Source organism: Ventrimonas sp., from assembly GCF_048380235.1.
Classification (GTDB): Bacteria; Bacillota; Clostridia; order Lachnospirales; family Lachnospiraceae; genus Brotaphodocola.
In genome coordinates this window covers 20,289-41,826 of sequence record NZ_DBFCCJ010000045.1, presented here as the reverse complement: position 1 = coordinate 41,826, position 21,538 = coordinate 20,289, and the positions used below count along the sequence as shown (strand labels likewise).

General features: G+C 50.9%; 20 protein-coding genes. 17 read left to right on the top strand and 3 right to left on the bottom strand.

The features are described 5' to 3' along the window. Window positions 1–21 precede the first annotated feature (21 nt). The 9 genes from ACMP1L_RS08090 (at window position 22) to ACMP1L_RS08050 (ending at window position 9,535) form a co-directional block, all read left to right on the top strand. Window positions 22–1,140, top strand: a complete 1,119-nt coding sequence (locus tag ACMP1L_RS08090) for an ABC transporter substrate-binding protein (protein WP_177304539.1) — start codon at window positions 22–24, stop codon at window positions 1,138–1,140. A 5-nt stretch (window positions 1,141–1,145) separates the two neighbouring features. Next, window positions 1,146–2,840 carry an ABC transporter permease gene (locus tag ACMP1L_RS08085; protein WP_418452605.1) on the top strand — a complete coding sequence of 565 codons (1,695 nt, stop codon included), beginning with the start codon at window positions 1,146–1,148 and terminating at the stop codon, window positions 2,838–2,840. Beyond that, window positions 2,803–3,726 carry an ABC transporter ATP-binding protein gene (locus ACMP1L_RS08080; RefSeq protein ID WP_418452604.1) on the top strand — a complete coding sequence of 308 codons (924 nt, stop codon included), beginning with the start codon at window positions 2,803–2,805 and terminating at the stop codon, window positions 3,724–3,726. Before ACMP1L_RS08085 ends, ACMP1L_RS08080 begins: the two co-directional genes overlap by 38 nt. Before the next feature lie 316 nt (window positions 3,727–4,042). After that, complete coding sequence (locus ACMP1L_RS08075) at window positions 4,043–4,402, top strand: metal-sensing transcriptional repressor (RefSeq protein WP_475544530.1); 360 nt, start codon at window positions 4,043–4,045, stop codon at window positions 4,400–4,402. A gap of 168 nt (window positions 4,403–4,570) precedes the next feature. Next, window positions 4,571–7,126, top strand: coding sequence for a heavy metal translocating P-type ATPase (locus ACMP1L_RS08070; RefSeq protein WP_418452602.1), 2,556 nt, complete (start codon window positions 4,571–4,573; stop codon window positions 7,124–7,126). A gap of 51 nt (window positions 7,127–7,177) precedes the next feature. Beyond that, window positions 7,178–7,372 (top strand): hypothetical protein, encoded by a 195-nt coding sequence (locus tag ACMP1L_RS08065; protein ID WP_177304695.1) that lies wholly within the window; start codon window positions 7,178–7,180, stop codon window positions 7,370–7,372. 41 nt (window positions 7,373–7,413) lie between these two features. Further along, the gene (locus ACMP1L_RS08060) at window positions 7,414–7,773 is read left to right on the top strand and encodes a heavy-metal-associated domain-containing protein (protein WP_118733775.1); all 360 of its coding nucleotides are present in this window, start codon (window positions 7,414–7,416) and stop codon (window positions 7,771–7,773) included. A gap of 131 nt (window positions 7,774–7,904) precedes the next feature. After that, window positions 7,905–9,362, top strand: a complete 1,458-nt coding sequence (locus tag ACMP1L_RS08055; protein WP_418452601.1) for an RNA-binding domain-containing protein — start codon at window positions 7,905–7,907, stop codon at window positions 9,360–9,362. Then, complete coding sequence (locus ACMP1L_RS08050) at window positions 9,344–9,535, top strand: hypothetical protein (RefSeq protein WP_118733777.1); 192 nt, start codon at window positions 9,344–9,346, stop codon at window positions 9,533–9,535. Before ACMP1L_RS08055 ends, ACMP1L_RS08050 begins: the two co-directional genes overlap by 19 nt. Window positions 9,536–9,604: 69 nt before the next feature. On the opposite strand, the gene ACMP1L_RS08045 is transcribed toward ACMP1L_RS08050, so the two are convergent. Further along, a complete protein-coding gene (locus ACMP1L_RS08045) occupies window positions 9,605–11,878 on the bottom strand; it encodes a glycogen/starch/alpha-glucan phosphorylase (protein ID WP_118733140.1) in 2,274 nt (757 codons plus the stop codon). Between the two features lie 79 nt (window positions 11,879–11,957). Next, entirely contained in the window at window positions 11,958–13,283 is a 1,326-nt protein-coding gene (locus ACMP1L_RS08040) for an amidohydrolase (RefSeq protein ID WP_177304699.1), read from the bottom strand. A gap of 201 nt (window positions 13,284–13,484) precedes the next feature. Here ACMP1L_RS08040 and ACMP1L_RS08035 point away from each other — a divergent pair, with 201 nt between their 5' ends. From ACMP1L_RS08035 to ACMP1L_RS08000, 8 genes are all read left to right on the top strand, one after another. Next, on the top strand, window positions 13,485–14,540 hold the full coding sequence (locus ACMP1L_RS08035; protein WP_418452600.1) for an XdhC family protein: 1,056 nt from the start codon (window positions 13,485–13,487) through the stop codon (window positions 14,538–14,540). 252 nt (window positions 14,541–14,792) lie between these two features. Then, window positions 14,793–15,851 carry a molybdopterin-binding protein gene (locus ACMP1L_RS08030; RefSeq protein ID WP_418452598.1) on the top strand — a complete coding sequence of 353 codons (1,059 nt, stop codon included), beginning with the start codon at window positions 14,793–14,795 and terminating at the stop codon, window positions 15,849–15,851. Window position 15,852: 1 nt separating this feature from the next. After that, the gene (gene moaC / locus ACMP1L_RS08025; RefSeq protein WP_118733144.1) at window positions 15,853–16,350 is read left to right on the top strand and encodes a cyclic pyranopterin monophosphate synthase MoaC; all 498 of its coding nucleotides are present in this window, start codon (window positions 15,853–15,855) and stop codon (window positions 16,348–16,350) included. Next, on the top strand, window positions 16,347–17,327 hold the full coding sequence (moaA, locus tag ACMP1L_RS08020; RefSeq protein ID WP_118733145.1) for a GTP 3',8-cyclase MoaA: 981 nt from the start codon (window positions 16,347–16,349) through the stop codon (window positions 17,325–17,327). The genes moaC and moaA overlap by 4 nt, the downstream gene beginning before the upstream one ends. 5 nt (window positions 17,328–17,332) lie before the next feature. Continuing rightward, window positions 17,333–18,283, top strand: a complete 951-nt coding sequence (locus ACMP1L_RS08015) for a molybdopterin-binding protein (RefSeq protein WP_418452596.1) — start codon at window positions 17,333–17,335, stop codon at window positions 18,281–18,283. 21 nt (window positions 18,284–18,304) lie between these two features. Then, window positions 18,305–19,183, top strand: a complete 879-nt coding sequence (gene modA, locus ACMP1L_RS08010; protein WP_418452595.1) for a molybdate ABC transporter substrate-binding protein — start codon at window positions 18,305–18,307, stop codon at window positions 19,181–19,183. Between the two features lie 18 nt (window positions 19,184–19,201). Beyond that, window positions 19,202–19,876, top strand: coding sequence for a molybdate ABC transporter permease subunit (gene modB / locus ACMP1L_RS08005; protein ID WP_418452594.1), 675 nt, complete (start codon window positions 19,202–19,204; stop codon window positions 19,874–19,876). Further along, window positions 19,873–20,973 carry a sulfate/molybdate ABC transporter ATP-binding protein gene (locus ACMP1L_RS08000; protein ID WP_418452593.1) on the top strand — a complete coding sequence of 367 codons (1,101 nt, stop codon included), beginning with the start codon at window positions 19,873–19,875 and terminating at the stop codon, window positions 20,971–20,973. Before modB ends, ACMP1L_RS08000 begins: the two co-directional genes overlap by 4 nt. Here ACMP1L_RS08000 and ACMP1L_RS07995 read toward each other — a convergent pair. Then, complete coding sequence (locus ACMP1L_RS07995) at window positions 20,963–21,364, bottom strand: winged helix-turn-helix domain-containing protein (protein ID WP_177304707.1); 402 nt, start codon at window positions 21,362–21,364, stop codon at window positions 20,963–20,965. The genes ACMP1L_RS08000 and ACMP1L_RS07995 overlap by 11 nt on opposite strands. Window positions 21,365–21,538 lie beyond the last annotated feature (174 nt).

Below are 21,538 nucleotides of genomic sequence, written 5' to 3'. Positions count from 1 at the left end.
TTTAAAGGAGAAGGAAGTATTATGAGAAAGAAACTCGCAGTAGCATCATTTGCGGCATTCCTGGCAGCAGCCAGCCTGACTGCATGCGGCAGTTCCAAAGATGCGCAGACAACCGCAGCCCAGACTGAGGTACAGACCGAAGCGGCAGAAACCGAGGTACAGGAGGAAAAAACGGAGACTGAAGCCTCTGCAGATGACAGAGCCTACGAGGGAACAACCCTGAATGTTATGCTGGCTTATGGCGGTGCGGAGAAGTCCTTCGATGCGTTTACCGAGAAGACCGGCATCAAGGTAGAATATGTGGAGATTTCCACCGGAAAAGCGCTGGCACAGATGCAGGCCGAAAATGGAAATACCACGGCAGATGTATGGTTTGGCGGCGGTGTAGACAGCTATATTTCCGCAGCTGAGCTTGGCTATCTGGAGCAGTATGAATCTCCGGAAGCAGAGGCGATTGATGCAGGTTATCGTGATAAAGACGGTTACTGGACCGGACTTGCGCTGGTTCCGGCAGGCTTTCTGGTAAATAACGATGTCCTGGAGGAAAAGGGACTGGAAGCACCGAAAACCTGGGAAGATCTGGCAGATCCGAAGTATAAAGACGAGATCATTATGGCATCTCCGGCTATCTCCGGTACCCAGTACGCAATCCTGAACGGAACCCTCCAGGCCTGGGGAGAAGAGAAGGGCTGGGAGATTTGGACTGCCATCAATGACAACGTGGATTTCTATGCAAAGGGCGGCGGTGAGCCGGGTCCGAAGGTATGCGCAGGCGAGTACGGAATCGGAATTCTTGCCATGACAGGCGGCACCTTTGCACTGGAGAAAGAGTACCCGGTTACCGCAGTTTATCCGGAAGATATGATTCCGTGGACTCCGGCGCCAATCGCAATTTTCAAAAACTCTGAGAACAAGGATGCGGCAAAAGTATTCGTGGATTACTATCTTTCCAAAGAGGGTCAGGAGGCTTTAAGAGAAGCAGATGCAAGAGTTATGGCACGCGGTGACGTAGATGTTCCGTCAGAGATCGGAACCGTAGATACCACGAAGCTGATCAAGCAGGATGTACTCTTATTTGGTTCTGAGAGAGAAGCTCTTCTGGAAAAATGGGCTGAGCTTGCAGGCGAAAAGGACTCATAAAAAATATGAAACAGGATATGAAAATCATCCGCAGAAGATGCCGGACAGCTAAGATGCTGGACCGGCTCCTTCTGTTTTTATTGCTTGCGGGGATTGCCGTTTTTATCCTGTATCCGCTCATTTCCCTGATTGGAAGGAGCGTGTTTAAAAACGGCAGGTTTACCCTGGAATACTACCGGCTGCTTTTCACCCGCGCCAGTTTGAAGCTTTTGAAAAACAGCCTCTGGGTGGCGTCAGTCTCCTCGGTGCTTACCATGACAGGAGCTTTTTTCATTGCGCTGCATCTGTATACATCCAGTACGAAAAGACGGAAAAGGATGGAAAACTGCCTGCTTCTTACCATGATCTCGCCACCCTTTGTGTCAGCGCTGGCGTTTATCATGCTGTTTGGAAGACGGGGACTGATTACCTATGGCCTGCTTCATATCAGCGCAAATCCGTACGGCTGGCAGGGTATCGTGATCCTTCAGGTGATCGGAAATCTGTCCTTTACGGCGCTGTTTCTTCTGACCTTTTTTGACGGGATAGACGGGCGGCTGATCATGGCATCGCGGGATCTGGGGGCGGATTCGCTCCATACCCTGCGACTGGTGATCCTTCCGGCTGTCCGGCCGGGAATGCTGTCGGTACTGTTTACGCTTTTCACCATGAATCTGGCAGATTTTGGAACACCGGTGGTGATCGGCGGAAAATATAAGGTGCTGGCAACAGAGGCTTATCTTCAGGCTATTTCCTCTGCTGATCTTGGTAAAGCATCGGCAATCAGCGTGCTGCTTCTTCTCCCGGCAGTAGCGGCTTTCTGGCTGTATGGAAGGGCACTTTCCTCAGCCGGTACCTTCAGCGGGGCAGGGAAGATGCAGACAGAATGGAACGGAGATTACCGTCTGCCTCCGGTGCTTGCGTATCTGGCGGCAGGCTGCAGTGCAGCGTTCTTTGTCGTGATGGCACTGAAATATGGAAATACGTTTTTGAACACAGTTTCCAATACCTCTACAGGGCATATTCAGTTTACGTTAAAGTACTTCCGGGACCTTCCAAGGTCCCAGATGAGTTCCTTCTGCCATAGCCTTGTGTGTGCGCTGGCAGCAGGACTTCTCTCCAGCTTTGTGGGAATTTTGCTGGCTTATTATACCAGGAGGAGAAAAATCAAGGGGATGGCAGCAGCGGAATTTGCGGCTTCCCTGCCTTATATCATACCGGGAACCTTTTTCGGCCTTGGCTATGTGGCAGCATTCAGCCATCCGCCGTTTCTGCTGCGGGGAACCCTGTGGATCATTCTGTTAAACTGCGCGTTTCGTCAGATTTCTGTGGGATGCAAGGCGGCTAACGGAGCCTTTGCGGCAATAGATGAAAAGACAGAAATGGCCGCAAGAGATATGGGCGCTACGGCTTTGGAAATTTTGTTTGGGATCGTATTTCCGCAGCTGAAGCAGGTATTTAAGATCTGTTTTGTCACCGTTTTTACTTCGGCAATGACAGCAACCGGCGCAATCGTCTTCCTGATATCACCCGGAAAAAATGTTGCCAGCGTAGAGCTGTTCCAGTCTGTGGAAAACGGAAGATACGGTGTCGCCTCCGTGCAGGCAGTCATGATCCTTCTGGTTACGGCGGCAGTGAATATTGCTTCCATGTATTTGTTTTCGGGAAAGGAGAAAAAGCGAAATGTATCTGGAACTGACCGCTGTACGAAAGATGTATGATGAAGATAACGGAGTAAAACAGATAGATCTGGCGGTGGAAAAGGGAATGCTCCTGACACTTCTCGGGCCTTCCGGATGCGGAAAAACGACCCTCTTAAATCTGCTGGGCGGCTTTTTAAAGCCGGATGCCGGAAGTATTTTTCTGGATGGTCAGGAGATCACTTCCTGTGTGCCGGAGGAACGTCCGGTGTCTACAGTCTTTCAGAGTTATGCTCTGTTTCCGCACATGAATGTACTGGAAAATGTGTGCTATGGCCTGCGCTTTTTTCATCGGATGAAGAAACGGGACGCAGTACCGGTGGCAGAGAAATATCTTGATATTGTTGGTCTTTCGGAATATGCAAAGACATCGGTCACGGCACTTTCCGGCGGTCAGCAGCAGCGGGTGGCGCTTGCCAGGGCAATGGCTACGGAGCCGAAAGTGCTGTTGTTAGATGAACCGCTGTCCAATCTGGATGCTTCACTCCGGCTTCGGATGCGGGGAGAGCTGAAGCGGCTTCAGCGGAAAACCGGGATGACCATGATCTTTGTCACTCATGATCAGGAGGAGGCACTGAGCCTTTCTGACAGGATTGCGGTGATGAAGCAGGGATGCATTGTTCAGAACGGAACTCCGGAAGAAATTTATTATGAACCGGCAAATGAAGAAATTGCCGCCTTTATTGGAAAAACAAATCCGGACTTTTTACGCCCGGAGGAGCTGTTTTTGACAGAAGATCCTGCCGCTTCCTGTACGATTCTGGAGCGGCAGTTTATGGGATCTCATACAGAGTATCTGGTAACAGATGGAGAAAGAAACTGGCAGGTCAGCATGTTTGGACAGGCAGGGAGCCGCTTCCAGCCTGGAATGAAGGTGCGGCTGGGCATGCCAGAAAAATGTTATTGAGAAAAAATATCCGGTCTGCCCCTTGACAGATTCGGATATTTTTTCTATACTCAATATACCCTATGGGGGTATGCAAAAAAGGCAAGAGAAAAAAATCATGCCGGAAGCAGAACTCCCGGGAGAATGCTTTTTTATTTCATAGGAAATTGCGTCCTATGAAACAAAAAAGCGCTCCGCAGGGATGCGCACTCGGCGCAAAGGTAGATGGTTGCTGAAGCAACCGCGCCTCGGCGCGAGAATGTGCCAAGGCACATTCTTTTTTACAGAAAGGTGGAATTGCATGGAGCATACCGATAAAAGGAAATGCTGCAGTGGAATAGCAGAGCATGCAGAAGCAGCGAAGCCAGATGCCGCAGAGAAAAAAGCAGGGCACAAAGAAGGAAAGCCGTGCTGTTGTCATAAAAAGAAAGAACGTTCGGAGAAGGAATACAAGGACCTGATCCATCGCTTAAACCGCATTGAAGGACAGATCCGGGGAATCCGCAACATGGTAGAGCAGGACGCCTACTGTCCGGATATCCTCATTCAGGTGGCTGCGGCCAACGCGGCGCTCAACAGTTTCAACAAGGTCCTTCTTGGAAATCATCTGCGGACCTGCGTGGCCAATGATATACGCGAAGGCCATGATGAGACCATCGATGAGTTATTGAAGGTATTGCAGAGACTGATGAAGTAAAGGTGAGAATCTTTGCTGGCCATGACACAGAGAGCAAGTGGCAGTGAGGAGAGATTTCGAAGCTATGCGAGGCGGATAAAAAAACAGTATTCCGGGCATGGTAAAGAAGAATGCAATTGGGAAGAAGCAGTTGCAGGGGGAATCGAAAAAGGAGGAAACGACAACAAGATGGAACAGTATACAGTAACCGGCATGAGCTGCGCGGCCTGCAGCAGCCGCGTGGAAAAAGCGGTTTCCGGGGTGCCTGGTGTTACAGCCTGTTCGGTCAGCCTGCTGACCAATTCCATGGGTGTGGAAGGCACGGCATCGTCCGCTGATATCATCAAGGCGGTGCAGGATGCAGGATATGGCGCATCTGTAAAGGGCGCGGGAAAAGAGGGCAGTGTGCAGGCACAGTCCTTAGACGCGGAGGAAGCGTTAAAAGACCATGAAACTCCGGTCTTAAAGCGCAGGCTCTGGTATTCCGTTGGATTTCTGATCGTTCTCATGTATTTTTCCATGGGACATATGATGTGGGGCTGGCCGCTTCCGGCATTTTTTGACGGAAACCATGTGGCGATGGGGCTGATCCAGCTGATCTTAACCGCCATCGTTATGGTTATCAACCAGAAATTCTTCATCAGCGGTTTTAAGAGCCTGTGGCACAAAGCTCCGAACATGGATACCCTGGTGGCCCTCGGTTCCATGGCGGCATTTACTTACAGTACCTACGCACTGTTTGCCATGACCGATGCCCAGGTAAAGGGCAATGCGGACGCTGTCATGAGCTACATGCACGAGTTTTACTTTGAATCCGCAGCCATGATCCTGACCCTCATCACCGTGGGCAAGATGCTGGAGGCGCGCTCCAAAGGAAAAACCACCGATGCGTTAAAGAGCCTGATGAAGCTGGCTCCGAAGACTGCGGTGGTGGTAAGAAATGGCGAAGAAGTAACAGTCGGCATTGAGGAAGTCCAGAAGGGCGATGTCTTCGTTGTCCGTCCGGGCGAGAACATTCCGGTGGATGGCATTGTATTAGAAGGAAGCAGTGCCGTGAACGAGGCAGCCCTCACCGGTGAGAGCATCCCGGTGGATAAGACCGTAGGTGACAGTGTTTCCGCGGCAACGGTAAACCAGTCCGGCTTTATCCGCTGCGAGGCAGTCAGAGTCGGAGAAGATACGACTCTGTCCCAGATCATCCAGATGGTCAGTGATGCGGCTGCCACCAAGGCGCCGATCGCAAAGGTTGCCGACAGGGTATCCGGTGTGTTTGTACCGACTGTTATTACTATTGCAGTCATTACAACCATTGTATGGCTGCTGGCTGGCCAGAGCGTGGGCTTTGCGCTGGCCCGGGGCATTTCCGTTCTGGTCATCAGCTGTCCGTGTGCACTGGGGCTTGCGACTCCGGTTGCCATTATGGTGGGCAACGGCATGGGCGCAAAGCATGGCATTATGTTTAAGACTGCGGTTTCCCTGGAGGAAGCGGGCAAGATGGATATTGTGGCACTGGATAAGACCGGCACCATCACCAGCGGCGAGCCGAAGGTGACCGATATCATCCTGGCAGAAGCAAAGAGTGAGCAGGAGCTTCTGGCGCTGGCCTGCAGCCTGGAGAAGAAGAGTGAGCATCCGCTGGCCCGCGCTATCAACGAGCGCGCCCGGGCAGACGGCATTACCGCCGGTGAGGTGGATGATTTCACGGCGCTTCCGGGCAACGGACTCTCCGGTATTTACGAGGGCAGTGAGCTCTGCGGAGGAAACGCGAACTTTATCAGCAGTGTTGCAGCGGTATCCGATGAGATCCGAGCGAAAGCAGAAAAGCTTGCGGAAGCAGGCAAGACCCCGCTGTATTTCAGCCGTGACGGACAGCTTCTTGGTATTGTTGCGGTGGCGGATGTCATCAAGGAAGACAGCCCGCGGGCGGTTAAAGAGCTGCAGAACATGGGCATCCGCGTTGTGATGCTGACCGGTGATAACGAGCGCACTGCGAAAGCCATCGGTGCCCAGGCCGGTGTGGACGAGGTCATCGCAGGCGTGCTTCCGGAAGGAAAAGAGAGCGTGATCCGTTCTCTGAAGGAGCAGGGAAAGGTAGCCATGGTCGGTGACGGAATCAACGATGCTCCGGCGCTGACCCGTGCGGATATCGGCATTGCCATCGGAGCAGGAACCGATATTGCCATCGATGCAGCCGATGTGGTTCTGATGAAGAGCCGCTTAAGCGATGTCCCGGCAGCCATCCGGTTAAGCCGCGCAACTCTGCGTAACATCCACGAGAACCTGTTCTGGGCATTTTTCTACAACGTTATCGGCATTCCGCTGGCAGCCGGAATCTGGTATCCGCTGTTCGGACTGAAGTTAAACCCAATGTTCGGCGCGGCAGCCATGAGCCTTTCCAGCTTCTGTGTCGTAACCAATGCCCTGCGCCTGAATCTGTTTCAGATGTATGACGCGTCCAAAGATAGGAAGAAAAAACAAAGCAGACCACATGATGAAAGTCATGCTGATCATAAAGAGAAAAAGGAGAAGAGTGCTATGACAAAGACTATGAAAATCGAAGGAATGATGTGCGGACACTGTGAGGCCAGAGTGAAAAAGACCCTGGAGGGCATCGAAGGCGTAACCGAGGCAGTGGTAAGCCATGAGAAGGGAACCGCAGTCGTAACCCTGGAGAAGGAAGTTGCAGACAGCGTTCTGAAAGAGGCTGTTGAGGCACAGGATTACAAGGTCGTATCAGTACAGTAAACACGAGCGGCGCACCGACAGGTGTGCCGCGAACGTATGAAGGAGAAATAAATGTCACATTCTCAGAATTCCATGGGCTATATGGTAGCTCTTTGCATTATCCTGTACATAGTAGGCGTATCCATCTATCTCTTAGTGAAATTTGTAAGAAAAAAACTGGATGAGGCGAGAGACCGCAGATTCCAGAGAGAACATCAGGTAAATCCGATGGCAGAAGCAGCCAAAGAAAAGCCGGATGAAAAATAGAGACTGAAGGAAAGACAGAAAAAAGAAGGGAGCAATCAGTCATGACAGATATCATTGTAATTTTGGTCATTGCAGTATTCGTTCTTCTTGGTGTAAAATCCACCATCAAGCATTTTAAAGGTGAGGGAGCCTGCTGCGGTGGCGGCGGTGGAAGCCTTCCGCCGGAAGAAAAAAAGCTGGAGAATCCGGTTATCGGAAAGAAAATCGTCAAAATCTCCGGCATGCACTGCGAGCACTGTGTAAATGCAGTCACCGAAGCCATCAACAAGATCGACGGCGCATCCGCAAAAGTCAGCCTGCACGGCAAAAAAGCTGTTGTCAGCTTCGACCGGGAGCTGGATGAGGCGGTGTTGAAGAAGACCATTGAAGATGCGGGATATACCGTAGAGGAAATGAAATAAGAATTATAAAAGCCGGAAAGTGGGTTAATAAGCTGCTTTCCGGCTTTTGTTGTTTCTAAAAAAAATGGTCTGTGTTATACTAAAAAACAAGAAACAATTGAAAATTGGGTTTTGATAAGGAGGCGGCTGAAATGGACACAAGAACTATGAAAACCATACTGGAAATAGGCGAGACTATTGCGGTCGAATTCAAAAGATGTGGAAATGGAATTGAAAGTGATGTATACGAAACAGTATGCTCGTTTTTAAACCGTTTTGGAGGAGATATATTTCTGGGGGTTCTGGATGACGGAACCGTTTCTGGTGTGCCGGAAAAGCAGGCTCCAGATATGGTAAAAAATTTTATTAGCTGTATTAGTAATCCTGCATTGTTTTCACCGACTATTTATCTCAATCCTGAGATTTTGGATTATGAAGGGAAGAAACTCATTCATATACACATTCTTCCAAGTGCAGAAGTGCACAGCTACAAAAAAGTAATCTATGATCGTGTAAATGATGCTGACGTGAAAGTTACGGCCACAGCTCAGATTGCCCAGATGTATATCCGCAAGCAAGAGATTTACACAGAAAAGAAGATTTTCCCATATGTGGGACTGGAAGATTTACGTCTGGACCTGTTGCCAAAACTCCGGATCATGGCGGCGAATAACAGTGGTCAGACACATCCGTGGAGCAGTATGTCAGACGAGGAAGTATTAAAAAGTACAAGATTGTATAGTATAGACCGTGTCACCGGAGCAAAAGGATACAATCTGGCTGCGGTCATGCTTTTGGGAAAAGATGATGTAATTGCAGATGTGGTACCGGCCTATGTGACGGATGCACTGCTTCGCAAGGTAAATATAGATCGGTATGATGACCGGGAAATTATCAAAACCAACTTGATCGAAAGTTATGAACAGCTCATGGAATTTGGCCGGAAACATCTGCCGGATCGTTTCTTTTTGGAAGAAGACCAGCGGAAGAGCCTTAGAAATATCATTACGCGAGAAATGATAGCCAATACACTGATACACCGGGAATATACCAGTTCCTATCAGGCAAAATTTGTAATAGAAAAAGACCGGATGTATGTAGAAAATGCAAATCGTGCTTCACAACAGGCAGTTCTTACACCGGATGATATCGAACCAAATCCAAAGAATCCGATCATCGCTGCATTCTTTCGGAATATCGGGTATGCGGATCAGCTTGGATCTGGTGTGAGAAATTTGTTCAAATATAGTGAAGTTTATTCAGGGAAAGAGCCAGAGTTTGTAGAGGGAGACGTATTTCGGATTATTGTGCCGTTGGATGAAGCGTTGATGAATGAAGGAACCACCCAGTCCACCCAATCGACCACCCAATCGACCACCCAGTCCACCCAATCGACTATTGATGAAGTGGTTCATAATATGCAAGGTGAAATAGAATATGCAATTATGCAGTTGATGATAAATATTCCAGAGATTTCTCAAAAAGAGATAGCGGCAAGAAATGGGCTTAACTTGAATACGGTGAAGTATTATATCCGCAGGATGCAAAAGAAAGGAATGATTGAGCGAGAAGGAACCAACCGAAAAGGAAAATGGATCGTAAAACAATAAGTGAGAAGGAATTAATTCGGAAAGTAGAATATGCGGAAGGGAAAAGAGAAGGTGCGGAGCAGATTTTTACCATTTACAGGCTGCATAAAGAAAAATATACGGAGCAGCAAATCGCGGAGCAGATGGGATTAGATGTAGGAGAGGTGAAAAACGTTCTGGAACGACTTAAGTAGAATGGATATGTAAACAGAAATGAGGAGCCACAGCAGCGGCTCCTCATTTTGGCTTTTAAAAGTATATTTTTATGACAGCTTCCAGATTTCCTCATTATACTGCGCAATGGTGCGGTCGGAGGAGAAGAATCCGGCTTTGCTGATGTTGATGAGCATTTTCTTAGCCCACTCGGTGCGGTCAGTGTAGGCTTCATAAGCCTTTTCGCGGGTCTTGACGTAATCTTCAAAGTCCGGGAAGGTCATGAACCAGTCTTTGTTTAACAGTTCTTTGTAGAGACGGTCCAGATTTTCTTTCTGGCCGATCTTCATCATTTCTTTTCCGATAATGAAATCTACAGCAGCCTTTAAGTCTTTATCCTTAGCGTACCAGTCTTTGGACTTGTAGTCACCGCGCTCATAGCGGGCAATGACGGTCTCGGAGGATTCGCCGAAGGTGAAGATGTTGTCCTTGCCCACCAGCTCGGCAATCTCCACATTGGCGCCGTCCATGGTTCCCAGGGTCAGGGCGCCGTTTAACATGAACTTCATGTTGCCGGTTCCGGATGCTTCCTTGGAAGCCAGGGAGATCTGCTCGGAGATATCGCAGGCCGGAATCAGCTTTTCAGCCAGGGTCACATTGTAGTTTTCCACCATGAAAACTTTCAGGTGTGGACTTACCTTCGGGTCTTTGTTGATAAGTTCCTGCAAACATAAAATTAAGTGGATAATATCTTTCGCAATTACGTAAGCCGGGGCAGCTTTTGCGCCGAACAGCACGGTAACCGGCTTTTTCGGAAGCTTGCCTGCCTTGATCTCCAGATACTTATGGATGACATAGAGGGCATTCATCTGCTGGCGTTTGTATTCATGCAGACGTTTTACCTGAATGTCAAAAATGGAATCCGGGTTCAGTTCCAGTCCTTGGGTGTTCTTCAGATAGGAAACAAGCTGAGCCTTCTTTTCTGCTTTCACATCCAGAAGCTTTGTAAGTACGGACGGGTCAGACACGAACTGTCCCAGTTTTTCCAGTTCCATGGCATCTTTCTTCCACCCATTTCCGATGAGGGAGGTGATGAGGGCGGAAAGCTCTGGGTTGCATTCCATGAGCCAGCGGCGGAATGTGATGCCGTTGGTCTTGTTGTTGAAGCGCTCCGGGTACAGTTTGTAGAAGTTGTTGAGCTCGGTGTTCTTTAAAATCTCGGTGTGCAGGTAAGCCACGCCGTTGACGCTGTAGCCGTAGTGGATGTCCATATGGGCCATATGAACCAGACCGTTCTGGATGATGTAGGTGGTCTCGTCTTTTACAGTGGCGCGGATGCGGTTGTCCAGCTCGCGGATGATCGGCATTAACTGCGGAACCGCTTTTTCCAGGAAGGCAATCGGCCATTTTTCCAGTGCCTCAGCCAGAATGGTGTGGTTGGTGTAGGCGCATACTTTTGAAACAATGGAGATGGCTTCATCCATGATAATGCCGTGCTGGCCTAACAGGCGGATTAGCTCTGGAATGACCATGGACGGATGGGTGTCGTTGATCTGAACGGCAGCATAGTCAGCCAGGTCATGGAGATTGGAACCGCGGGCGATGCACTCGTCAAGAATGAGCTGTGCGGCATTGCTGACCATGAAATACTGCTGGTACACGCGCAGCAGGCGGCCCTTGTCATCGGAATCATCCGGATAGAGGAAGAGCGTCAGGTTTTTCTCGATTTCGGTTTTGTCGAAATCAATACCATCCTTTACGATGCTCTCATCCACAGTTTCCAGATCGAAGAGGCGCAGGCGGGTAGAGTGGTTGTTATAACCGGTCACATCCAGGTCATAGAGACGGGAAGTAACCGTGAAGCCGCCGAACGGAACCTGATAGCTGGTTTCGGTTTTGGTAAGCCAGCTCTCGTTTTCCATCCACGGGTTCGGGGTCTCCTGCTGCAGATGCTTCTTGTCAAAGACCTGTCTGAACAGGCCATAGTGGTAGTTTAAGCCAACACCGTCTCCGTTTAATCCAAGAGTAGCAATGGAATCCACAAAGCAGGCAGCCAGACGTCCCAGACCGCCGTTGCCGAGGGATGGCTCCGGCTCCAGCTCCTCGATTTCGGCAAGGCTCTTGCCGGCAGCGGCCAGCTCTTTTTTAACTTCATCATAAAGACCTAAGTTGATGAGATTGTTGGAGAGCAGCTTGCCGATCAGAAACTCAGCGGAGATGTAGTAGAGCTTGCGCTTGCTGGTGGCAGCAGTTATTTTGGAAGCAGCTTCCTTCTCCTTTGCCAGCTTTTTCACCTGCTCTAACAGGCAGATATAGATTTCCTCGTTGGTGCAGGAAGCCAGTGGCTTTTTATATTTTTCTTTCACAGCTTTCGTCAGATCCATAATAGTAAAACTCCCTTCCTGAAGTATCATAAATCAAAAATTCGTTTATATTATAACAAAGTCCGGTGCGGTTGCGCAACTAAAAATCTCCGGGCTTTACAGAGTCGGGCAGCATGGACTGATATGTTCGATGTCCGATTACATGCTGATAATCGTCCTGGATCAGCGCACAGCGTTCCGGGCTTTCATACAGCTTCTTCGCAGCCGCAAACAGGATCCGCGCCGCGTAGTGCATGCCCTTGTGGGCCAGCGGGCTTTTTCCCTGGGCTACGATCTGCCAGGTATGAAGGGCACAGCCGGCCGCTTCGGTTGTTACGCCGATGAGTCCGGTCGGAACCTGCCAGCTTACATCGCCTACATCCGTACTGCCGAGGTTGATGCTTTGGTCAGCAGGAAGAATGGTGGTGTCAATGGAAGGGGAAGCCTGATCCGCAGCAAACCTTGCCGCATACTCGTAATCATCATCTGCATATTCCGGCTTCTCTGCCTCTTGCATGGCCTCCATCATAAGCGCCTCCATAGCCGGAACCGACAACAGCTCTGCATAGGCGCTGACGGTCCGGCAGGAAACCCTGGTTCCCGTCATGAGTGCAGCGCCCTTTGCCACATCAGAGACCCGGTCGTAAAGTTCGGCTACATAAGTGCTTTCCGGTGCGCGCAGGGCGTAGAGCAGGGTGGCGGCAGCCGGAACAATGTTCGGCGCATCGCCGCCATCATTCAGATAAGCGTAGTGCATGCGGGCATCACTTTTGACATGCTCCCGCAGGTAGTTGACGCCCACATTCATAAGTTCACAGGCATCTAATGCAGAACGTCCAAGCTCCGGATGGGCGGCAGCATGGGCGCTTTTTCCGGTAAAGTCAAAGATCACGCGGATATTGGCGAGCGCCTTTTTGATCAGGCCGGTTTTGGACCCCGGATGCCAGGCCAGAGCAAAGTCCAGATTGTCAAAGCAGCCGGAGCGGGTCAGGAAAGCTTTTCCGGCGCCGCCCTCCTCAGCCGGACAGCCAAAGTAGATCACGGTTCCCTCCGAATGGGTCTGCAAGAGCCAGTCGCGAATGAGGCAGGCCGCTTCCATGGCGCCGGTTCCAAGAAGGTTGTGTCCGCAGCCATGTCCTGCCGCACCGGGAAGGTCTGTCTGTTTTTCGGGAGAATCTGCGATCTGGTTCATGCAGGGCAGCGCGTCATATTCCCCTAAAAGTCCGATGACCGGGTGACCGGAGCCAAAGCTTGCAGAAAAGGCGGTGGCAATGCCGCCGAGATTCCGTGTTACGGTAAAACCTTCTTGTTCCAGAAAATCAGCCTGCAGGGCGCTGGAATGAAACTCCTGGTAACGGGGCTCTGCAAATTCCCAGATCTGGTCGCTGATGGATGTAAATTGCTGTTCAAAATCTTGTCTGTTCATTATAAAAAGTCCTCCTGAGAGTACGATTGACTGAAATATGACATTATCATATCATATCTCAGACTTTTCTTCATTACGTTTTGATGGGGAAATTGCGTCCTGTGAAATGTAATATGATTTCAGCTACATGACGTTTACAAAAGAGTGAAATATTGTTAATATAATTTATTAACAGGAAATTTTTGAAAAAGGAGAGCGTGAATGATGGGGATTGAGAATGTATATGGGGCACTTCTTAACGGTCTTCAGTCAGAAAATCAGAAGCTGCTGCTGACAAAGCTAAAGAAAGACGGAACCTTAGAAAAGCATATTTATGAGCCGGGAACGGAAACCGAGTCAGTGGAAGCTCTGGCACAGCAGGCTGCTTTTGAGAAGAAGGTATGCATTACGGGGTTTGACGATAAGCAGAAAACAGAAAAGTGGATCGCGGAGCCGTTCTGTAAGGAAAACCGCATGCTGATCTTCGGCGGTGGTCATGTTTCACTGGCACTGGCAGAGTTTGCGGCCCGCACCGGTTTTGCGGTAACGGTGACCGATGACCGGCCTTCCTTTGCCAATGAGCTTCGCTTCCCGACGGCAAAGCAGGTCCTTTGCATGGATTTTGAGACGGCGATTGAAAAGCTGCATGTCAATTCCTCTGATTTCGTGGTGCTCTTAACCAGAGGCCATCGTCACGATGGTGTCTGTCTGCGGGCCCTGGCAAAGCAGGGGGAGACGGCATATCTCGGCATGATCGGTTCCAGAAAGCGCGTCCGAGAACTGAAGGATACACTGGAGGAGGAAGGCATCAGCCGTAAGTGGCTTGACTGGATCCACACCCCGGTGGGACTTGATATCGGAGCAATAACCCCGGAGGAGATTGCGGTCGCAATCCTTGCAGAAGCAATTCAAGTGAAACGCAAACCGGAAGATGAGGCCAGAAGAGTTTCCCAGTCCGACATCGACATGGAAGTCATTCACAATCTGGCAGAGCCGGAAGAAAAATTTGCGGATCAGAAAAAGGCGGTTATTACCATTCTGAGCACAAAAGGTTCCACACCGAGAAAGGCCGGAGCCAAGATGATCGTTTACGAGACCGGGCTGATCCAGGGAACCATCGGAGGGGGGTGCGCAGAGGCAAACCTCATGCAGCATGCCCGGGAAGTGATCCGTGATGGCGGATATCAGATCCGTCATGTGGATATGACCGGAAGAGTGGCAGAGGAAGAGGGCATGGTCTGCGGCGGCGTGATGCAGGTGCTGATCGAACGGGGCTGAGTGTGAAATTCTGATAAGTAACGAAACGCATGAAAAAAAGTTAGGGAAACTGTCAATAAAACAGATTAGGGGATTGCATTTCCCGGAAAAACAGATTACAATAGAATAATCTGGAAAGCCGGTTTGCCGGAAGGCAGGCCGGTTTTAAAAGTCCACCGTTATTTTCACAAAAAAATAACGAACAAAACGGATGAATGGAACAAAAAACGGAATGATAACGAAGATTCACACGAAGATTGGGAGGCAGCACACATGAAACTGATCAAAACCGTCGATGCGGAGGGCGCAGTCCTCTGTCACGACATTACACAGATCATTCGCGGAGTCACCAAAGACGCAGTGTTCCGCAAGGGTCACATTGTTACAAAGAAAGATATTCCGGTGCTTTTAAGCGTTGGAAAGGATACCCTCTATGTCTGGGAGAAGGAAGAGGGCATGATGCATGAGGATGAGGCAGCCGAAGTGCTCTGCGAGATCTGCAGGGGTGAGCACATGGACCGTTCTTTGCCGAAGGAAGGTAAGATCGAGCTGACCGCGGCCTGCGATGGCCTGTTAAAGATTGACGCAAAGGCACTAAAGGAGGTCAATTCCTTCGGCCAGATGATGATCGCCACCCGCCACGGCAATTTTGCCGTAAAAAAGGGAGACAAGCTGGCAGGCACCCGCATTATCCCTCTGGTCATTGAGGAAGAGAAGATGAAAGCGGTGAGGGAGCGGACCATGGAGCTGACCGGCGGAAAGCCAATTCTGGAATTAAAGCCGTTTCAGCGTAAGCAGGTCGGTGTTGTGACAACCGGAAATGAAGTGTTCCACGGACGTATCAAAGATACCTTCACCCCGGTCATTGTGGACAAGCTGTCTGAGTTTGACACAGAGGTCATTGACCATGTCACCTGGGATGATGATGACAAAAAGGTAACGGCCAGCATTCTGGATATGATCGGAAAGGGAGCGGATGTTGTCATCTGCACCGGAGGCATGAGTGTAGATCCGGATGACAAGACTCCGCTGGCCATCAAAAATACCGGAGCACGCATTGTTTCCTACGGTGCCCCGGTGCTTCCGGGCGCCATGTTTCTGCTGGCTTATTACGACCGCATAGAACATGGAAGGAACCGGAGAACCGTCATCATGGGGCTTCCGGGTTGCGTGATGTATGCAAAACGCACCATTTTTGATCTGGTACTTCCACGTGTCATGGCAGACGATGAGGTGACACCGGATGAGCTGGCAGCCCTTGGCATGGGCGGCCTGTGCTTAAACTGCCCGGTCTGCACCTTCCCGAACTGCGGTTTTGGAAAGGGGTATTGATATGGAATTTACCCATTTTGACGAACAGGGCAATGCCCGCATGGTCGATGTGACTGCCAAGGGCGAAACGGTACGTGAGGCGGTAGCAAAGGGCCGTATCCGCGTGAGCGAGGAATGCTTTGGAAAGATCAAAGAAGGTACTATGGCCAAGGGGGATGTGCTTGGTGTGGCCCGGATCGCTGGGATCATGGGAGCAAAGCGTACTTCAGAGCTTATTCCTCTTTGCCACATCTTAAATCTGACCAAGCTGAACGTGGATTTTAACCTGCATCCGGAAAACTGTGAGATCGAGGCAGTCTGCACGGCCAAGACCACCGGAAAGACCGGAGTGGAGATGGAAGCGCTGACCGGCGTGTCTGTGACGCTTCTGACCATCTACGATATGTGTAAGGCGGTAGATAAGGCGATGGAAATCGGCGACATTCATCTGGCAGAGAAAACCGGAGGAAAGAGCGGACATTTTGTGAATCCGCGTGAGCAGGGCGGTGAGCAGGTGTGAAGGATGCCCAGGGAAGAGAAATTAAGTATCTGCGTGTGTCCGTGACGGACCGCTGCAACCTGCGCTGCAAATACTGTATGCCAAACGGCATTGAGTGCGTGGAGCATAAGGATATATTGAGCTTTGAGGAGATCCGGCAGATCGCGGCGTGCGGGGCCAGGCTCGGTATCACCAAGATCCGGCTGACCGGCGGAGAACCGCTTGCCAGAAAAGGCTGTCCGGAGCTGATCCACATGTTAAAAGAGATTCCGGGCATTGAAAAAATCGCCATGACGACCAACGGAACGCTGGTGAGAGCCATTCTCCCGGAACTGGTAGAGGCAGGACTGGATGAGATCAATATCAGCCTGGATACGCTGGATCCCGGAAGGTTTGCGGCCATCACCGGTCAGGATCTTCTGCCGGAGGTCCTGCTGGCCATTGACGCGGCTCTTGCGGCAGGCTTGAAAGTAAAGGTTAACGCAGTTTCCATGCCGGATACCGACTGGAAACGTCTGATCATGCTGGCAAAGGATAAGCCTGTGGATGTCCGGTTTATTGAGCTGATGCCCATTGGAGAAGGGCGGCACTCGGAGGGACGCAGCAACGAGGAGCTTTTGGAAGAGATACGCAGTGAATTTCCTCAGCTTCAGGCCGATGGCAGCGTACACGGGGCCGGTCCGGCGGTGTATTACAGGATTCCGGGATATCAGGGAAGCATCGGACTCATCAGTGCCATGCACGGAAAGTTCTGCAGCTCCTGCAACCGGGTACGACTGACTTCAACAGGATTTTTGAAGACCTGTTTGTGCTATGAGGATGGAACAGACTTGAGAGAAATTCTGCGTGGTGAATGCGTGCGGCAGGAAGCGGTCAGCAAAAATCAGAATCTTCTCGATGCCATGGCCCGCACCATATACGGCAAACCGGCAGAGCACTGCTTTGAGCAGCCGGATCAGATTACAGAAGCGCATGGCATGAGTGCAATTGGAGGGTGAGAAACATGGATTTTAATGAAACAGGCGTAGTGAAGGCTATCTGCATCAGTCCGGCCCGGGGAACGGAAAAACATACCATCCCGGAAGGACATTTTATTCCGGACTTCGGAATTGAGGGTGATGCTCACGCGGGAACGTGGCACCGGCAGGTGAGTCTTCTTTCCTATAATAAGGTTGAGGAGTTTAATAAGCGCGGAGCAAACGTGGGCGACGGTGCCTTTGGTGAAAATCTGGTCGTAGACGGAATCGATTTCCGGGCGTTGCCGGTGGGAACCAGACTGTATGCCGGGACCGTGGAGCTTCGCATGACCCAGATCGGCAAGGAATGCCACAGTCACTGCGCGATTTATCATCGTGTTGGGGAGTGTATCATGCCGCGGGAAGGCGTGTTTGCCGAGGTCATAAAGGAAGGCATCATCCGTCCGGGAGATGTGATGCGTGTGGAAGCACCGGATGAGAACCGTCCGTTTACGGCGGCAGTCATTGTTTTAAGCGATAAAGGCTCCAGAGGGGAGCGGGAGGACGCAAGCGGTCCAGCAGCCGAGGAGCTGTTAAAAGAAGCAGGATATGATGTGCTGGAATGCTTTGTAATCCCGGATGAGCCGGCAGTGTTAAAGCATCACCTGATCCGTCTGGCCGACAGCCGGCAGGTAGATCTGGTTGTCACCAGTGGCGGTACCGGATTTTCCATGCGGGATCAGACACCGGAGGCAACGCTGGCAGTGGCAGACCGGAATGCGCCTGGTATTGCTGAGTATATCCGCATGAAGTCCATGCAGATCACAGACCGGGCCATGTTAAGCCGCGGCGCGTCTGTGATCCGCAAAAAGACCCTGATCGTGAATCTGCCGGGAAGTCCGAAGGCCGTGAAGGAGAGCCTTGGCTTTATTCTGGGAGCGCTGGATCATGGGTTAAAGATTTTGCGCGGCACCGCGTCTGAGTGCGCGAGAAAATAGAAAACAAAAGGGAGAGAAAAGATGAAGAAACCGTTCGCAGTTGTAATGGCAGCTATGATGGTTGCAGGTATGATGGCAGGATGCTCCTCCAAACCGCAGGAGACCACCGCAGCAGCAACCGAGACTGAGACAATCGCAGCGGAAACCACTGCAGCAGAGACAGAGGCAGAGAGCAAAGCAGAGGCAAAGGCAGACCTTGGCGAGCAGAGTATTCTGGTTGCGGCGGCAGCAAGCTTAAAGAACGCATATGAGGATGAACTGATCCCGATGTTCGAGGAGCAGTATCCGGGCGTAACCGTTGAGGGAACCTACGACAGCTCAGGAAAGCTGCAGACCCAGATCGAGGAAGGCCTGGAGGCAGACGTATTTATGTCTGCAGCGACCAAGCAGATGAAGGCTCTGGATGAGGAAGGCATGATTGCTTCCGATACCATTGTAAACCTGTTAGAGAACAAGATCGTTCTGATCGTTCCGACCGGCAGCGACAGCAAAATTGATTCCTTCGAGAAAATCGGTGATGCAGCATCGATCGCACTGGGTGATCCGGAGAGTGTTCCGGCCGGCCAGTACGCAAAAGAAGCTTTGACTAATTTAAACGTATGGGACAGCATTCAGGATAAGGTAAGCTTTGGTACCAACGTAACGGAGGTATTAAACCAGGTTGCAGCAGCAAGTGCTGACGCAGGTATCGTTTACGCAACCGATGCAGCAAGCAAGGCTGATCAGGTTACTGTTGTTGCAGAGGCACCGGAGGGAAGCCTGGAAAAGAAAGTCATCTATCCGGTAGCCGTGGTAAAGGCGACTGCTCACGAGGATGCTGCAAAGGCATTCGTTGACTTCTTACAGACTCCGGAAGCAATCGCGGTATTTGAGTCTTACGGCTTTGTAGCAGCCGAGTAAAAAGAAAGGAGCAACAAGATGGACTGGTCCCCAATTCTGATTTCCATGAAGACAGCCAGTGTCTCCATCGTGCTTACCTTCTTTCTCGGGATCCTGGCAGCCTGGTGGGTGGTCAGCATGAAAAACGAGCGGATGAAGATTCTCCTGGACGGCGTGCTGACGCTGCCGCTGGTGCTTCCGCCTACGGTGGCGGGCTTTTTTCTCTTATATCTGTGTGGGGTGAAACGGCCCATCGGCATCTTCTTTTTACAATATTTCGGCGTGAAGATCGCTTTTTCCTGGACGGCCACGGTGCTGGCAGCGGTGGTGATGTCCTTTCCGCTCATGTACCGCTCTGCAAGGGGAGCGTTTGAGCAGGTGGATCCGAACCTCATGGCAGCGGCCCGCACCCTTGGCATGAGTGAATGGAGCATCTTTCATAAGGTGCTGATCGCCAATGCCATGCCAGGTATCGTCAGCGGCGGTGTCCTGGCCTTTGCGAGAGGCCTGGGAGAATTTGGCGCAACGGCCATGATCGCAGGCAATATCGCAGGAAAAACCAGAACCCTGCCGATGGCGGTATATTCCGAGGTGGCAGCAGGAAATATGGACGCGGCATACCGCTATGTTGCCATCATCGTTGTCATTGCATTCCTTTCCGTCATCCTGATGAACCGGGCAGCACTGCGCGAGAAGAAAAGGAGATTATCATGAGTGCGGATTTTTTATCGGCAGATATCCGAAAAAAGCTGCGTGAATTCGAGCTTCAGGTTCAGTTTACCTGCTCGGCATGCCGAGGACGTGCCAGTGACGCGTCCGCCGGCTCCGGGACAGGCTGTCTTGGCATTCTCGGTCCTTCCGGCTGCGGCAAGAGCATGACCTTAAAATCCATTGCCGGCATTGTGGAGCCGGACAGCGGCTCCATCATCCTGGATGGACGGGAACTCTTTAACAGCAGCCGAAAGGTAAACCTGAAGCCGCAGAAACGCCGCGTCGGTTATCTGTTCCAGAACTATGCGCTGTTTCCGAATATGACCGTGGAGGAAAACATCCTTACCGGATTAAAGGCGGGAAAACGCTATGGGGAAGCACAGCAGAAAAAGCGGGTTTCTGAGATGATAGAGCGGTTTCGTTTAAGCGGACTGGAAAAACGCTATCCCGCACAGCTTTCCGGCGGACAGCAGCAGAGAGTGGCCCTGGCAAGGATCCTGGCTTATGAGCCGGAGGCACTGCTTTTGGATGAGCCGTTTTCCGCTATGGACACACACTTAAGAGAACGTCTGCGTCTGGAATTGGCCAGCGTGCTTTCGGAATACCAGGGAGCTTCCGTCATGGTCACCCATGACCGGGACGAGGCCTACCAGCTTTGCGATACGCTGCTGCTCTTAAGCAGGGGACAGGTGATCGCGGCCGGAAAGACGAAGGAGCTCTTTCAAGATCCGGGCAGCGTTGAGGCCGCAAGGCTGACCGGCTGCAAAAACATTTCCCGCATTGAAAAAATAGACGATCACCGGGTATGCGCATTAGACTGGGATAATCTGGAACTGAGCACGGAGAAAACCGTGACAGAGGATGTAACTTCCATTGGAATCCGTGCCCATGATTTTGAGCCGGTAAAAGATCCGGAAGGGATCAACCACATTCCGGTTGGACATGCGAAAATTTCCGAGATGCCGTTTGAGTGGTATGTTACCCTGCAGAACGGTCTGTGGTGGAAAATAGGAAAGACCATCCACACCCACAGTGCAGACGGTCTGATTCCGGAATACGTGAGAGTAGCCCCGGAAGCAATCCTGCTTCTTAAGGGTTAACCGAATAATCACCGAAATATTTTTCAAAGAGCTGGGCAGTTGCTGCTTTCAGCTCTTTTTCCATACCCTGATACCGGGTGAGCAGCTCCTTCGCCTCCGGTGTCAGATGGGAGAAACCGCCGGAGGCGCCGCCGGATTTGGATTCGATCAGGGAATAGCCAAGATAGTTCTCGGCCTTTTTGATGATTTTCCAGCCCTTGCTGTAGGACATCTCCATTTCCTTACAGGCGGTCTGCATAGAATTACTCTGGTCTACCAGGATAAGAAATTCTGCAACACCGGGACCGAAAAAGGTGTCGTTCTTGGCTAGGCGGAAACGTACAGACGGGCGGAGCGGAAGGTCTGCCGGGGGGATAGAGGAATCAATGGCTGGTTTTTGTCTGCGGCTCATGAAATGTTTCCTTTCTCAGCTGAAAATGCAAAACAGCTGAGTCCTTTCTGAATTAGATTGTCATGAAAAATTCTGCTCTTTGTCTAGTATAGCACGGCATACTGCAGATGGGTAGGAATTTTCGGAACTTCTTCTCGACAAAACGTAGGAAAACTGCTACAGTGGAAAGGCAAC

What these genes read in the sequence shown, in the direction of transcription:
- ACMP1L_RS08030 (WP_418452598.1), top strand. Translation starts at nt 14,793, where the DNA reads ATGAAACTGATCAAAACCGTCGATGCGGAGGGCGCAGTCCTCTGTCAC.
- ACMP1L_RS08080 (WP_418452604.1), top strand. Translation starts at nt 2,803, where the DNA reads ATGTATCTGGAACTGACCGCTGTACGAAAGATGTATGATGAAGATAAC.
- ACMP1L_RS08085 (WP_418452605.1), top strand. Translation starts at nt 1,146, where the DNA reads ATGAAACAGGATATGAAAATCATCCGCAGAAGATGCCGGACAGCTAAG.
- ACMP1L_RS08035 (WP_418452600.1), top strand. Translation starts at nt 13,485, where the DNA reads ATGATGGGGATTGAGAATGTATATGGGGCACTTCTTAACGGTCTTCAG.
- ACMP1L_RS08090 (WP_177304539.1), top strand. Translation starts at nt 22, where the DNA reads ATGAGAAAGAAACTCGCAGTAGCATCATTTGCGGCATTCCTGGCAGCA.
- ACMP1L_RS08045 (WP_118733140.1), bottom strand. Translation starts at nt 11,878, where the DNA reads ATGGATCTGACGAAAGCTGTGAAAGAAAAATATAAAAAGCCACTGGCT.
- ACMP1L_RS08050 (WP_118733777.1), top strand. Translation starts at nt 9,344, where the DNA reads ATGGATCGTAAAACAATAAGTGAGAAGGAATTAATTCGGAAAGTAGAA.
- moaC (WP_118733144.1), top strand. Translation starts at nt 15,853, where the DNA reads ATGGAATTTACCCATTTTGACGAACAGGGCAATGCCCGCATGGTCGAT.
- modB (WP_418452594.1), top strand. Translation starts at nt 19,202, where the DNA reads ATGGACTGGTCCCCAATTCTGATTTCCATGAAGACAGCCAGTGTCTCC.
- modA (WP_418452595.1), top strand. Translation starts at nt 18,305, where the DNA reads ATGAAGAAACCGTTCGCAGTTGTAATGGCAGCTATGATGGTTGCAGGT.
- ACMP1L_RS07995 (WP_177304707.1), bottom strand. Translation starts at nt 21,364, where the DNA reads ATGAGCCGCAGACAAAAACCAGCCATTGATTCCTCTATCCCCCCGGCA.
- ACMP1L_RS08055 (WP_418452601.1), top strand. Translation starts at nt 7,905, where the DNA reads ATGGACACAAGAACTATGAAAACCATACTGGAAATAGGCGAGACTATT.
- ACMP1L_RS08060 (WP_118733775.1), top strand. Translation starts at nt 7,414, where the DNA reads ATGACAGATATCATTGTAATTTTGGTCATTGCAGTATTCGTTCTTCTT.
- ACMP1L_RS08070 (WP_418452602.1), top strand. Translation starts at nt 4,571, where the DNA reads ATGGAACAGTATACAGTAACCGGCATGAGCTGCGCGGCCTGCAGCAGC.
- ACMP1L_RS08015 (WP_418452596.1), top strand. Translation starts at nt 17,333, where the DNA reads ATGGATTTTAATGAAACAGGCGTAGTGAAGGCTATCTGCATCAGTCCG.
- ACMP1L_RS08040 (WP_177304699.1), bottom strand. Translation starts at nt 13,283, where the DNA reads ATGAACAGACAAGATTTTGAACAGCAATTTACATCCATCAGCGACCAG.
- ACMP1L_RS08065 (WP_177304695.1), top strand. Translation starts at nt 7,178, where the DNA reads ATGTCACATTCTCAGAATTCCATGGGCTATATGGTAGCTCTTTGCATT.
- ACMP1L_RS08000 (WP_418452593.1), top strand. Translation starts at nt 19,873, where the DNA reads ATGAGTGCGGATTTTTTATCGGCAGATATCCGAAAAAAGCTGCGTGAA.